Raw genomic sequence first — 13,229 nt, 5'->3', positions numbered from 1 at the left:
CGCCCGAATCAGCCGACTCGCCCTCCGACCCGGCCTCCGACTCCGCCACGGGCTCCGCCACGACGTCGGCCTCGGCGACCGCATCGGGCGCGGCATCCGGAGCCACGGCCGAGTCGGACACCTCGATGTCGGGGCCCTCCTCGATCATCGGCACGTCCCACTCCGCCACGATCTCCGGCACGACCTCGGCCGCCGCGTCGACGTCGGCCACCGCGACGGCCTCGCCCTCCGTGACCACATCGGGCGCAGCATCCGGAGCCACCGCCGAGTCGGACACCTCGATGTCGGGGCCCTCCTCGATCACGGGGACGTCGACCTCGGCCACCGCGACGGCCGTGCCGCCGGACTCCAGCAGGCGACGCTCGCGCCGGGTCAGGACGGGGGCGGCGATCGCGGGTGCGGGGGCATCCGAGGCGGGACCGTCGGCGAGAGCCACGCCACCGTCCCCGCGCCGCCGCGCCGCGCGGCGCTCCTTGGCGCCCTCGACGAGGTTGTAGAGCGTCGGCAGCACGAGGAGCGTCAGGACGGTCGACGACACCAGGCCGCCGATCACGACGATCGCGAGCGGCTGCGAGATGAAGCCGCCCTGACCGGTGATGCCGAGAGCCATCGGCGTGAGCGCGAAGATCGTGGCCAGAGCCGTCATGAGGATCGGGCGCAGACGGCGCGAGCCGCCGGCGATCGTGGCGTCGTGAGCGGTCAGGCCCTTCGTGCGGTACTGGTTCACGAGGTCGACGAGCACGATCGCGTTCGTCACCACGATGCCGATGAGCATCAGCACTCCGATGAGCGACGCGACGCCGAGCGGCACGCCCGTGATGATCTGCAGCAGGATCGCCCCGGTCGCCGCGAACGGCACCGAGATCAGCAGGAGCAGCGGCTGGCGCAGCGACTTGAACGTCGCGACCATCACGATGTACACGATCAGGATCGCGGCGAGCAGCGCGAGCCCGAGCTGCGAGAACGCGTCCTGCTGCTGCGTCACGACGCCGCCGAGCGACGCGTCGGCGGCGTCGGGGAGCTCGACCGAGTCGATCGCCGACGTGACGGCGGCCGTCGCCGTCGCGAGATCGTCGGTCGAGGGGGTGACGGTCACGGTCGCCGTGCGCTGGCCACCCTGGGTCGTGATGGATGTCGGACCCTCGCTCTCCTCGACGGTGGCGACGTCCGACAGGGGGACGGGTCCGGCGGCGGTCGGCACCGGAAGGTCGCGCAGTTCGTCGAGCGAGGCCGGAGTCTCGGATGCGGCCAGGTACACGGTCAGCGCGGTGTCGTCGATCTCGACCGACCCGATCGACTGCGGCTGCATGGTGTTCGACACGAGGGCGCCGACGGCGACCTCCGACAGGCCGAGCTCAGCCGCCGCGTCGCGGTCGACCGTGACGGCGATGTAGGGGAGGGATGCCGAGAGGTTGCTCGACACCTGCCCGACGCCGTCCTCGCCCTCCACGGCGTCGACGACGGCATCCGTCGCCGTCTGCAGTGTCGCGGAGTCGGGAGCCGTGACATCGATCTCGATGTCGCTCGACCCGAAGCCGCCGCCCGCGGCCGCGATCGTGATCGTGCCGGCGTCATCGAGGTCGGCAACGGCAGCCTGCACCTCTTCGCGAAGCGCCACCTGGTCGGCCGCCGGGTCGGTGGTGATCGAGTAGGTGATCCCGCTGCCGCCGCCGGAGAAGGCGTCGCGCAGGGCCGATCCGCTCGAGCCGATCGACACCTGGACGGTCTCGATGCCCTCGATGCCGGCGAGCGCGTCCTCGACCTGCTCGGCGGCCGCGCTCTCGGCCTCGAGGCTCGGGGCCTCGCCGATCGACTGCGTCATCGTGAAGGTGTTCTGCCCTGAGTCGCCCAGGAAGTTCGTCTTCATGAACGGCGCGGCGGCGATCGTGCCGATGAGCACGAGGACGGCGAGCGAGAGAGTGATCCACGAGTGGCGGAGTGTCCAGCGAAGGATCGGCAGGTAGCTCTTCTGCAGGCGGCTCGGCGGGGCGTCGGGATGCTCCGGGTCGATCTCGTCGCCGTTCTCGTCGAGCAGCGGCTTGCCCGGGCGAAGGAACCAGTAGGCGAGCACGGGGACGATCGTGAGCGCCACGAACAGCGACGCCGTCATGGCGATCGTCACCGTCATCGCGAACGGGCGGAAGAGCTCGCCGGTCACGTCCCCCACGAAGGCGATGGGAAGGAAGACCGCGACCGTCGTGATCGTCGATGCCGTGATGGCGGCCGCTACCTCGCGCACGCCCAGGAGGATCGACTGCAGCTTGTCGGACTCGCCGACGTAGTGCCGCTTGATGTTCTCGATGACGACGATGGAGTCGTCGACGACGCGGCCGATCGCGATCGTCAGCGCGCCGAGCGTCAGGATGTTGAGCGAGTACCCGAACGCCTGGATGCCGATGAACGTGATGAGCACGCTCGTGGGGATCGAGATCGCCGTGACGAGGGTCGCCCGCACCGACATCAGGAAGATGAGGATGACGAGCACGGCGAAGAAGAGGCCGAGCAGACCCTCCTTCGCGAGGGTGTCGATGGACTCCTGGATGTACGGGGCCTGGTCGAACACGACGGTGAACTCGGCGCCGCCCAGCGAGTCCTCGAGCTCCGGCAGGATCGCGAGGACACCCTGCGAGACCTCGACGGTGTTCGCGGACGGGAGCTTGGTCACCGCGATGGTCAGCGCCGGCTCGCCGTTGACACGCGAGACCGTCGTGACGGGATCGGCCTCCTGCTCGACCTCGGCGACGTCGCCGATCGTGACGGCTCCGGCCTGCAGCTGCTCGCCGGTCGACGGCACGAGCGGGAGCGCCGCGATCTCGTCGACCGACGCGATCTTGGTGCCGGTCTGCACCGTGAGCGTCTCGTCGTCCTCGGTGATCTCGCCGCCGGGGAAGAGCACGCCGTTCTGCTCGAGCGCGTCGCGGATCGCCTGCTGCGTGTAGCCGGCCTCGGCGAGCTCCGACGGGTCGGGGGTGATGGTCACGCGCTGCCCGACACCTCCGACGATCTCGGCGGCGTTCACGCCGGCGACGTCTTCGAGGTCGGGGATGACGGATGCCTCGAGCTGGGCCTGCACGGTGGCCTCGTCGTCGTAGCCGGTCACCGCCAGCTGGATCACGGGGAAGTCGTCGATGCTCGCGGAGATCACCGTGGGATCGACGCCGTCGGGGAGCTGCGACGAGATGCGGTTGATCGCCTGCGTCATCTTCTGCTCGGCGGTCGCGAGGTCGGTGCCGTAGGTGAACGACGCCTGCACGATGGAGGCGTTGGTGGTGCTGGTGGCCGTGGTCGACTCGAGGCCGGGCACGCCCTGGATCGCGGTCTCGATCGGCGTCGACACGTCGTTGTTCACGACCTCCGGCGAAGCGCCGGGGTAGGTCGACACGACGACGAGCGCGGGGAACTCGATCGAGGGGATGAGCTCCTGCTTGAGGTTGACCAGGGCGAGCGAACCGAAGATGGCCGCCACGATCGTGACGAGCGCGATCAGCGCGCGGTTCTTGAGGCTGAGGACGGCGAGGTTCGACACGGATGCCTTCGAAGGAATGGAGCGGCCGGCTGCGCGCCGAGCGGCGCACGGATACGGAGATGTATCGGACTCAGTATCTCATCCGGCTCGCTGACCTCGCCCTGTGAGCGGGTTCAGACGATTGCGCCGGTGACGAGCGACCCCAGCGCGACTCCGCCCACCGCCGCGGCCACCGCGAGCACGAGGGTTCCGAGCAGGTTCGCCGCGGCATCCCGCCATTTCCCGCGCTCGGCGAGAAGCACGGATTCCACCGAGACGGTGCTGAAGGTCGTGTAGCCGCCCAGGAGCCCGACGCCGAGCACGAGGGCCGCCTCGGGCGCGAGCGCCGTGCCGAGTCCGGTGATCACTCCCAGCGCGAACGCGCCGCTGACGTTCACCGCGAGGATGCCGAAGGGGAAGCCGCCGCGCATCGGCACGAGCCGGTCGACGAGGTAGCGGAGCCCCGCCCCGGCCCCGCCGGCGACCGCGATGCCGACGACCAGCAGCACGTTCACTCGGCGACCTCCGGCGATACCGACCCGCGGCGATCGCCGCCGATACTGCGCCCGATCTCGAGTCCGGCCAGCGCACCCGCGACGCCCGCGACGACGGATGCCGCGGCCAGCGCGACCGCGAGCCACGGCGTGCTCAGCCACAGGGCCGTCTCGACGGCGAACGCGCTGTACGTCGTGAATCCGCCGAGCACGCCCGTGCCGAGGAAGGCCCGCAGGCGCGGGCGGCGGCCGTCGAGCCCGCCGATCACGACGCCGAGCAGGAGACTCCCGATCGCGTTGATGCCGAGGGTGGCCCACGGCACGAGCGCCGGGTCGCCGACGGGCGCGATCAGCGCCGCCCGGGCCAGCACACCCAGGGCGCCGCCTGCCACCACGAGCCCGAGCGCATCCCATCGCATGCTCTCAAGCTACCCGCGCCCGAACCCCCTCCGTTTGTGCGGGCGAATGTGTGCCTGGAGAGGACCGCGCACGGACTTTCGCCCGCACAATCGGGTCAGGAGCGCCGCTTCGGCCGGATGAGACCCAGGATCGCCGACTCGGGCGACTTCGACAGGTCGAGCGTCTCCCCGTCGCGATACCGGCTGAACACCCGCGGGTCGATGTAGGAGCCGCGGGCCACCGCCGGCGTGTTCCCCAGCGCCTCGGCCGTCGCCCTCACGGCGAGCACTTCGGCCCGCTTGCGATCGGTCGGCGTGTCGACGGGGCCGATGCGCGCGAGCGCCTCGGCGGCGAGGATCGTGCCGCGCAGCGTGCGGAAGTCCTTCGCCGTGAACTTCTCGCCCGTCAGCGAGCGCACGTAGGCGTTCACCTCGGCGGGCGTCAGCGGCACCCGCCGCCGGCCGCGTTCCCACGCAAGCAGCGGCGAGCGCGGCCGTCCTGCGGCGAGCAGCTCCACGACGCCCGAGAGGTCGGAGTCGTCGATCTCGAGGTACTGGCGCTTGCCGCTCTTGCCGGGGAACGACAGAGTGACGACGGATGCCTCGACCGAGGCATCCCGCCGCTGCAGCGTGGTGAGCCCGCGGCTGCCGTGCGCTGCGAGATAGCGCTCGGAGCCGATGCGTGGAGCCGCCTGATCGAGGAGGCGGAACGCGGTGGCGAGCACCCGCTCGCGGTCCAGCGCGCTGCGACGGAGCGAGGTGGTCACACGGCCGCGGGCGCGCGGCAGCGTCTCGGCCAGGTGCAGGGCTCGCGCGAACTTGCGGCGGTCACGGCCCGACGTCCAGTCCGGGTGGTAGATGTACTGGCGACGTCCGGCGTCGTCGGTGCCGACGGCCTGGATGTGACCGTCGGCGCGGGCGCAGATCCACACGTCCTCCCAGGCGGGCGGGATGACGAGGGCATGGATGCGCTCTGCGTCCCGCTCGCGTACGGGGGCGCCCTTGGCGTCGACGTAGCGGAAGCCGGAGCCGGCCTTCACGCGGCGGTAGCCGGGGTCATCGAAAGGACGGACGCGCGACAGTCTCGGCATCCGTCCCTCCCCCCAGCGTGATGTCAGTGGTTGCGCAGCATATCGACGAGCTCGGACTTCTTCTTGCCCGAGTATCCCGTGATGCCGATCTCCTTGGCGCGAGCACGCAGCTCGTCGACGGTCCAGTCCTCGTAGGACCCCGACTCTCCGCCGCGCTTGCCGACCTTCTTGCGGCCGTCGCGCGCCGCGGCGTTCGAGATGCGCGCCGCTTTCTCCTTCGACGCCCCGTCGTCACGGAGCTCCTCGTACAGCTCCGGATCCTTGAGGCTGTTCGAACCGCGTCCCTGGGGCATGGTCCCTCCTCGGTCGTCGTGGACTCACGCTAGATGCCCGGATGCGCCGACCGAGGGGGCTTGACAGCGCCTCCTCCCGGCGCCCGCTGCGCGCTCGGGCGCGACTACACCCGGGATTCCGGGGCCGTCAAGCCCCTGCCTGCGGGGGTCGTGCAATGCCAGCGTGGTGTGGTGTCCACGAGACACCCGATACGTCAACCCGCGTATCGACGAAGGAGAAGGAGAACCTCCATGAACCTCGCCCTCATCATCATCATCGTCGTCGCCGTGGTGCTCGCCATCGTCGGCGGCCTCAACAGCGCCCTCAGCTGGCTGCTGTGGGTGGCGCTCATCGTCGGCGTCATCGCGCTCATCGTGTTCCTCTTCCGGGTCATCAGCGGAAGCCGACGCGTCTGACGCACCAGAATTCCGGGGCCATCCCCCCGCGAGCACGGATGCCGCGACCCCTCGGGCCGCGGCATCCGTGTTCTCACGCTCAGAGGCTCTCCTCGGCGTAGACGCGCAGCGCGTCGCGCACGAACTCGGCACCGGCCGTGCCGCCCCGGCTCGTCGCGTAGTTCGCCCCGAACCGCGGATCGGCGACGTACATCTCGCCGAGCCCGATGACGTATCCCTTCACGTCCCCGCCGGGCGCCGCCGCGGGCGTGCCCGGGATGCCGGTCAGCCACTCGACGTGGCGCTTCGCCAGCGCCTGAGCCTGGTCGGACTCGGGCGCGATCCCGCTCTCGGCGGCGGCGATCCAGTCGCGGCCGAGGTCGGAGACCCGCTGCTGCCACGCGGCCTTCTCGTCGGCGCTCATCGAGCGCCACCAGCGGTCGCTGTCGGCGTAGGCCTTCTTGCCCCAGCGCTGCTCGACCTCGTCCTTGTACTGCGCGTGGTCGAAGCCGTCGAACATGTTCTCTGCCATCAGTCGTTCACCTCCTCTCAGTGCTGCGATGGTGTTCTCGACCGATGCGACCTGTCGCTTCAGCCGCTCCTGCTCCTGCCGCAGCCACGCGAGGTGGCTCTCGAGGGCGGGCACCTCCGATGCCTCCCGCTCGAGCACCTGCGCGATCTGCGGCAGTCCGAGTCCGAGCCCGCGCAGCAGCAGGATGCGCTGCAGGCGCACGAGCGCGGTCTCGTCGTAGTAGCGATACCCGTTGTGGCCGATGCGCGACGGCGCGAGAAGGCCGATGTCGTCGTAGTGACGCAGCGTGCGGCTCGTGGTGCCGGCGATCCTGCCGATCTCCTGGATCGACCACTCGGATTCGTTCATGTATCCGACGGTAGAGGTTGACGCTGCGTCAATGTCAAGCGTGAGCGGGGCGGGTTCTTGACATGGACGCGATATATCGTGTTACTCTCCATATACGCGATATATCGCGACCCATCCCAACCCTGGAGAACACCATGACCCTGGAGAAGTGGATCATCCACCCGGGCGAGACGCGCGTCATCGACATCGAGGCCGTCCGCTCGCTCAAGGTCGGCCTGATCGGCGGTCAGATCGACGTCATCGCGCACGACGAGCCCGGCGCCCGCATCGAAGTGCACGGCGTGACCGTCAAGGACCTGCGCATCGAAGTCGTCGGCGACGCCGTAGAGATCGACCACCCGCAGCTGCGGTGGGACAACTTCCTCGAAGTGTTCCGCAACTTCACCGCCAGCGGGCCCAAGGCCGAGATCAGCGTCGCCGTGCCCCGATCCGTCGCCCTCAATCTGGGCGTGGTCAGCGCGAGCGCGCTCGTGTCGGGCTTGCAGTACGACGCCAAGCTCAACACCGTGTCGGGCGACCTGATGGTCGACGGGCTCACCGGCGACCTCACGGTCAACGCCGTCTCGGGCGACGTGCAGGTGCGCGATCTCGTCGGTGCGCTCAACGCCAACAGCGTGTCGGGGGACGTCACCGCGACCGGAACGCTCACGAAGGCCACGATCGACACCGTCTCGGGCTCCACGCTCATCGATTCGACCGGCGACCTGCAGGCCGTCAACGTCAACACCGTCAGCGGCGGCGTCACCGTGCGCGTCGACGAGGGGCACCCCGCGAACTACGTCGTGCGCAGCGTCAGCGGCAAGGTGCAGGTGGACGGCGTCATGCGGTCGGGCAACGGCACCGGTCCCACCACCAATTTCACCGGCTCGGTCGGCGAGCTCAGCGGCCGGTTCGCGGACGTGCGGGCGAACAGCGTGTCCGGCGACGTCACGGTGCTGCGCCGCCCCGCGCGGGTGACGGATGCCGCGACCGGCAGCATCCCGGCCTCTGAAGACGCCCCCGCGAGCGACGGCGCCCCCGCCGCCGGCGAGGAGCTGGGGCGATGACCCCCGTCTTCTCCCACGGCGACCTTCGTCTGTACCTGCTGAACCTCCTCGACGAGGGTCCCCGGCACGGCTACGACATCATGCAGGCGCTCTCCGACCGCACCGGCGGCACCTACACGCCGAGCGCGGGCACCATCTATCCGCGCCTGGCCAAGCTGGAAGAGGAGGGACTCGTGACCAAGTCCGTCGACGGCCGCAAGACGGTCTACGCGATCACCGAGGCCGGTCACGCCGAGGTGCAGGCCCGTGCGGGCGAGCTCGAAGGCATCGAGGCAGGCCTCGCCGACTCGGTGCGCCTCATTGCCGACGAGGTGCGCGGCAGCGTCCGCGAGGCGATGCGGAGCCTGCGCGCCGACCTCGCCGCCGCCCGCACGCAGGAGCGCGAGACGGCGACGGCGCACGGCGCGTCGGACGACCCCCGCATCCGCAGCCGCGAGCAGCTGCATCGGGCGGATGCCGCCATCAACGAGTTCCGCGTGCGCCTGCGCACCGACCTGCGCACGCACGTCGCGAGCGGCGGCGAACTCGCCGCCACGCTGATCGACGAGCTGACCGCCGACCTCGATCGCATCGCGCGCGACGTCACCCGCACGCTGCGCGGCTGAACCGTGCGTCGAAGGCCGGTCCGGGGCATCCTGGACCGGCCTTTCGCGTGCGTGTCGCAGGCCGGTCGGCGGTCAGGCGGGCCAGATCTCCTCGTCGTCGGGGACCGGCTCGCCGAGCGGCACCACGAGGATCGCACGGTGCTGACGGTGCGCGAGGCGGGCGGCCACGGATCCGGTGAAGAACTCCCGGATGGACTCGCCCAGTCCGCGCTTGCGCGTGCCGACCACGATCAGCTTGGCGTCGGTCTTCTCGGCGAGGTGCTTGATGGCCATGGCCGGGTCGCCGACGAGCTGCTGCACGCTCCAGCGCACGTCATGCCCTGAGAGGAACGCGGATGCCGTGGCCTTCACCTTCTCGAGTTCACCCTCGCCCGCGGCGATGTTCATGTCGATGGGCGCCGAGTGCACGTAGCCGTCGGGATCCTCGTACGTCACGAACCGCGTCACGTCGACGTGCACGACGAGCAGCGGCGCGCCGAGGAGCTTCGCGTAGCGCGCGCCCTCGGCGAGCACGCGCGTGGACTGGTCGGGGATCACCCCGACGATGACCGCGCCGTGCACGTCGGCATCCTTCGTGAGTGCCTCAGCCGGGTCAGATGCCTCATCCGTCATGCGTCTTCGCTCCTCGCGTGCCCGATGCCATAACCCAGGGGGAGCCCGCCGGGGTGCGGAGGCTCCGTGTTATCCTGAATGCTACTCTTACCGGCCTCGAGCCGGCGTCGTTGCGCGGGCCTCCAGAAGCCCGCGACTCACAAATGAGGGGGTCTCGCATGGGGCGTGGCCGTCAGAAGGCGAAGCACACCAAGATCGCCCGCGAACTCAAGTACGACGTGCACAGCGTCAACTACGGAGCGCTCGAGCGCGAGCTCGGGCACCCGTCCGATGACCCGTACGTCGACAAGTGGGCCGACCAGTACTCCGGCGAGTACGAGGACGAGAAGGCGTAGTCCTCACGCCCTTCCGCAGTGCCGCCTGAGCGGTCGTGTCACCACGCGCCGTGGCGACGCTCCCAGTCGGCTTCGATCGTGTGCCTGCGCGCAGCCACGGCACCCGCGGGGATCGCCGCCGCGACCACCGCGGCGAGGATGATCAGCGGGATCGTCCACGAATCCGTCCAGCCGTGCACGAGGCCGATCCCGACCGGGAAGAGCGCCACGATCGCGTAGCCGATGCTCTGCACGAACGCGCTCAGCGCGACCGCCGTCTCGTGCGTGCGCGTGCGCAGGCCCAGCAGCACGAGGGTCAGCGGGAAGAGCAGCGGCGCGGTGCCCAGCAGCACCACCCAGAGCCAGGGTGCGGCCGCGGGCGCGAACAGCAGCCCGGCGATGCCGGCGAGGCCCGCGACCACGGAGACCCCGAACAGCGCGCCCGTCGCATGGAAGCGCACGACGAGCACCGGCACCAGCAGCGATGAGGGCAGCCCCATCGCCGCGAAGAGCGACAGCAGCGCCCCGGCCGCCGCGGGAGTCACGCCCGCCTCGTCGTGCAGCAGCGTGGGAAGCCAGGCGAACGAGGTGTACGCCAGCACCCCCGAGACGGTGAAGCCGACGACCAGCGCCCACGCGAGCGGCAGTCGCCACATCCGGCCGAACGCGCGCGGGCTCGCCGCCTCGATGTCGGCGTCGGCGGCATCCGACCGGTGGCGCACGAGGAGCGCGATCCAGGGGATCATCGCCACGAGTGCGAACACGGCCCACAGCCCCAGCGACATGCGCCAGCCTGCGGCATCCGCCACCGGCACCGCGACGAGCGGCGGCGTGAAGGTCGCGACCGCCATCGTCGTGGAGTAGAGGGTCGTCATGAGCCCGATGCGGTCGGGGAAGTACTTCTTGACCAGCGGCGGCAGCAGGATGTTGCCGACTCCGACGGCCGCGAAGATCAGCGCCGTCGACAGCAGGAGCGTCGGCGCATCCACCGCCAGCCCGCGCCACGCCATGCCGGCGACGGCGACCGCCATCGCCGCCACCGCGAGACGCTCCAGCCCGAACCGGCGCTCGAGCCGCGGTGTCAGCAGGCCGAAGACGGCGTAGCAGACCGGCGGCGCCGTGCCGATCAGGCCGATGACCGCGGGCGTCACGGCGAAGTCCGCGGCGATGTAGCCGAGCACCGGCGAGAGGGAGGCGACGGCCGTTCGCAGCGAGAACGCGAAGAGGACGATCCCCAGCAGCGCCAGGGTGCGTCCCTGCCAGAGCGGTCGGGCAGGGACGCCGGTCAAGATTCCTGCGACCCCTCGACCCAGGCCAGGTACTCCTCGGTCACGGTGCCGGTGACGTACCGTCCGTCGAAGCAGCTCATGTCGAGGTCCTCGACGTCGGAGCCCTCGAGGATGGCGGCCTTGAGGTCCTCGACCTCCTGGTAGACCATGTAGTCCGCACCCAGCTCTTCGGCGATCTCCGGGATGGTGCGGCCGTGCGCCACGAGCTCATGCCGAGACGGCATGTTGATGCCGTACACGTGGGGGAAGCGGACGGGCGGCGCGGCCGATGCGAAGGTGACCGACTTGGCTCCGGCATCCCGCGCCATCTGGATGATCTGCTTCGACGTGGTGCCGCGCACGATCGAGTCGTCGATGAGCAGCACGTTCTTGCCCTTGAACTCGCTCGACATCGCGTTGAGCTTCTGGCGCACGCTCTTCTTGCGCGCGGCCTGTCCGGGCATGATGAACGTCCGGCCGACGTAGCGGTTCTTGTAGAACCCCTCCCGGTACTCGATGCCGAGCTTGCGCGCGACCTGCATCGCGGCGGGGCGGGAGGAGTCCGGGATCGGCATGACGACGTCGATCGAGCCCTTGGGCGTGTACTTGGCGATGGTGTCGGCCAGACGGTCGCCCAGGCGCAGCCGCGCCTCGTAGACGGAGATGCCGTTCATGATCGAGTCGGGGCGCGCGAGGTAGACGTACTCGAAGGAGCACGGGATGAGCTTCGGGTCGCTCGCGCACTGCCGGGTGTGCAGGTGCCCGTCGAGGTCGACGAACACGGCCTCACCGGGGTCGACGTCGCGCACGACTTCGAACTCGCCGTTCTCGAGCACGAGCGATTCGCTCGTGACGACCCACTCATAGCTGCCGTCATCGTTGCGGCGCGTGCCCAGGATGAGCGGGCGGATGCCGTACGGGTCGCGGAATGCGAGCAGGCCGTGGCCCGCGATGAGCGCGATGGCGGCGTACGACCCCTCGACGCGCTCGTGCACGCGGCTGACGGCCTGGAAGATCTGCTCGGGCTCGAGCTCGACGCCGGACATCGACGCCTGCAGCTCGTTGGCGAGGACGTTCACCAGGAGCTCGGTGTCGCTGGAGGTGTTGAGGTGCCGGCGGTCCTTGTGGAACAGCTCGTCGGTCAGCTCGCGCGTGTTGGTGAGGTTGCCGTTGTGAACGAGCACGATGCCGTACGGCGCGTTCACGTAGAACGGCTGCGCCTCCTCCTCGCTCGACGCGGTGCCCTTGGTGGCGTAGCGCACGTGGCCGAGGCCGAGATTGCCGAGGAGGGCCCGCATGTCACGCGTGCGGAATGCCTCGCGCACCTGCCCGCGCTCCTTGTGCACGTGGAAGACGCCGTTGGTCTCGGCGGTCGCGATGCCGGTCGAGTCCTGTCCGCGGTGCTGCAGCAGAAGGAGTGAGTCGTAGATCTCCTGGTTGACCGCTCCGCGGCCGACCATCCCGACGATTCCGCACATGGGGTGTTACTTCGCTCCGTTGTTGTCGCTGTATGCGCCGACCAGGCGTACGGCTCCGCCGTCCACGCCCTTCGCGCCCTGCTCGAAGTCGCCGTCGGGACGCTGCCCGCCACGGACGACGCCGACCTGCCAGGTCGCGATGCCTTCGGCGGTGAGGGCGGATGCCGCCGCCTCGGCCCGCTCGGCGGCGACGACCGCGAGGAACCCGATGCCGAGATTCCAGGTGCCCTCGGTCGCCTGCAGTTCGAGGTCGCCGAGGTCTGCCAGCACGCGGAAGACCGGAGGCGGCGACCAGGTCGAGCGGTCGACCTCGACCCACGTCCCCTTCGGGAGCACGCGAGCCAGGTTGGCGGCGATGCCGCCGCCGGTGACGTGGCTGAGGGCGTGGACGGCGTCGTCGGTCTCGGCGATGAGGCGCAGCAGCGGCCGGGTGTACAGCCGCGTGGGCTCGAGCAGCGCCTCGCCCCACGTGGTGCCGTGGGCGCCGAGGTCGGGCGCGCGGTCGCCGTACTGGATGCCGGCGCCGGCGACGATGTGCCGCACGAGCGAGTAGCCGTTGGAGTGGAGTCCCGAGCTCGCCAGAGCCAGGACGACGTCGCCGTCGCGCACGCGCTCGGCACCGAGCACACGGTCCGCCTCGACCACGCCGGTCGCAGCGCCGGCGACGTCGTAGTCGTTGACGCCGAGCAGGCCCGGGTGCTCGGCGGTCTCGCCGCCGACGAGCGCCGTCCCGGTCTCGGCGGCACCCTGGGCGATGCCCCGGACGATGTCGGCGATGCGCTCGGGGAAGACCTTGCCGCACGCGATGTAGTCCGTCATGAAGAGGGGCTTGGCGCCCACGACGACGATGTCGTCGACGACCATGCCGAC

14 protein-coding genes are annotated in these 13,229 nt (G+C 70.3%); 4 read left to right on the top strand and 10 right to left on the bottom strand.

Annotated elements, in window-relative coordinates; genetic code table 11:
- The 5 genes from ACE3O1_RS11565 to ACE3O1_RS11545 form a co-directional block, all read right to left on the bottom strand.
- Positions 1–3,526 (bottom strand): efflux RND transporter permease subunit (locus ACE3O1_RS11565; RefSeq protein ID WP_374315179.1); only part of this gene is annotated, 3,526 nt, incomplete at its 3' end.
- A 113-nt stretch (positions 3,527–3,639) separates the two neighbouring features.
- Positions 3,640–4,020 (bottom strand): CrcB family protein, encoded by a 381-nt coding sequence (locus tag ACE3O1_RS11560; RefSeq protein WP_374315178.1) that lies wholly within the window; start codon positions 4,018–4,020, stop codon positions 3,640–3,642.
- Positions 4,017–4,418: a CrcB family protein gene (locus ACE3O1_RS11555; protein ID WP_374315177.1), complete on the bottom strand. Its 402-nt coding sequence runs from the start codon at positions 4,416–4,418 to the stop codon at positions 4,017–4,019. Before ACE3O1_RS11555 ends, ACE3O1_RS11560 begins: the two co-directional genes overlap by 4 nt.
- 95 nt (positions 4,419–4,513) lie before the next feature.
- Positions 4,514–5,488, bottom strand: a complete 975-nt coding sequence (locus ACE3O1_RS11550; RefSeq protein WP_374315176.1) for a DNA topoisomerase IB — start codon at positions 5,486–5,488, stop codon at positions 4,514–4,516.
- 23 nt (positions 5,489–5,511) lie between these two features.
- Complete coding sequence (locus tag ACE3O1_RS11545) at positions 5,512–5,781, bottom strand: Rho termination factor N-terminal domain-containing protein (protein WP_374315174.1); 270 nt, start codon at positions 5,779–5,781, stop codon at positions 5,512–5,514.
- Positions 5,782–6,012: 231 nt separating this feature from the next.
- Between ACE3O1_RS11545 and ACE3O1_RS11540 the strand changes: the two genes are divergently transcribed.
- Positions 6,013–6,177 (top strand): hypothetical protein, encoded by a 165-nt coding sequence (locus tag ACE3O1_RS11540; RefSeq protein ID WP_200947459.1) that lies wholly within the window; start codon positions 6,013–6,015, stop codon positions 6,175–6,177.
- A gap of 79 nt (positions 6,178–6,256) precedes the next feature.
- Here the strand turns inward: ACE3O1_RS11540 and ACE3O1_RS11535 are convergent, their stop codons facing one another.
- Entirely contained in the window at positions 6,257–7,036 is a 780-nt protein-coding gene (locus tag ACE3O1_RS11535; RefSeq protein WP_374315173.1) for a MerR family transcriptional regulator, read from the bottom strand.
- Positions 7,037–7,170: 134 nt separating this feature from the next.
- On the opposite strand from ACE3O1_RS11535, the gene ACE3O1_RS11530 reads away from it, so the two are divergent.
- Together ACE3O1_RS11530 and ACE3O1_RS11525 are read left to right on the top strand one after the other, a co-directional pair.
- Positions 7,171–8,082 (top strand): DUF4097 domain-containing protein, encoded by a 912-nt coding sequence (locus ACE3O1_RS11530; protein ID WP_374315172.1) that lies wholly within the window; start codon positions 7,171–7,173, stop codon positions 8,080–8,082.
- Positions 8,079–8,687 (top strand): helix-turn-helix transcriptional regulator, encoded by a 609-nt coding sequence (locus ACE3O1_RS11525; protein ID WP_374315171.1) that lies wholly within the window; start codon positions 8,079–8,081, stop codon positions 8,685–8,687. Before ACE3O1_RS11530 ends, ACE3O1_RS11525 begins: the two co-directional genes overlap by 4 nt.
- A 72-nt stretch (positions 8,688–8,759) precedes the next feature.
- On the opposite strand, the gene ACE3O1_RS11520 is transcribed toward ACE3O1_RS11525, so the two are convergent.
- A complete protein-coding gene (locus ACE3O1_RS11520; RefSeq protein ID WP_374315169.1) occupies positions 8,760–9,299 on the bottom strand; it encodes a universal stress protein in 540 nt (179 codons plus the stop codon).
- A 158-nt stretch (positions 9,300–9,457) separates the two neighbouring features.
- Between ACE3O1_RS11520 and ACE3O1_RS11515 the strand changes: the two genes are divergently transcribed.
- Entirely contained in the window at positions 9,458–9,634 is a 177-nt protein-coding gene (locus ACE3O1_RS11515; RefSeq protein ID WP_374315168.1) for a DUF3073 family protein, read from the top strand.
- Positions 9,635–9,672: 38 nt separating this feature from the next.
- Here ACE3O1_RS11515 and ACE3O1_RS11510 read toward each other — a convergent pair whose 3' ends face one another.
- The 3 genes from ACE3O1_RS11510 to purM all read right to left on the bottom strand — a co-directional run.
- The gene (locus ACE3O1_RS11510; protein ID WP_374315167.1) at positions 9,673–10,902 is read right to left on the bottom strand and encodes a CynX/NimT family MFS transporter; all 1,230 of its coding nucleotides are present in this window, start codon (positions 10,900–10,902) and stop codon (positions 9,673–9,675) included.
- Positions 10,899–12,359 carry an amidophosphoribosyltransferase gene (gene purF / locus ACE3O1_RS11505; protein WP_374315166.1) on the bottom strand — a complete coding sequence of 487 codons (1,461 nt, stop codon included), beginning with the start codon at positions 12,357–12,359 and terminating at the stop codon, positions 10,899–10,901. The genes ACE3O1_RS11510 and purF overlap by 4 nt, the downstream gene beginning before the upstream one ends.
- Before the next feature lie 6 nt (positions 12,360–12,365).
- On the bottom strand, positions 12,366–13,229 hold an 864-nt coding region (purM, locus tag ACE3O1_RS11500), incomplete at its 5' end, for a phosphoribosylformylglycinamidine cyclo-ligase (RefSeq protein WP_374315165.1).

Origin of the sequence: Microbacterium sp. (assembly GCF_041909575.1) — a bacterium.
Lineage (GTDB): Bacteria > Actinomycetota > Actinomycetes > Actinomycetales > Microbacteriaceae > Microbacterium.
This window is presented reverse-complemented; position numbering and strand designations above follow the sequence as displayed.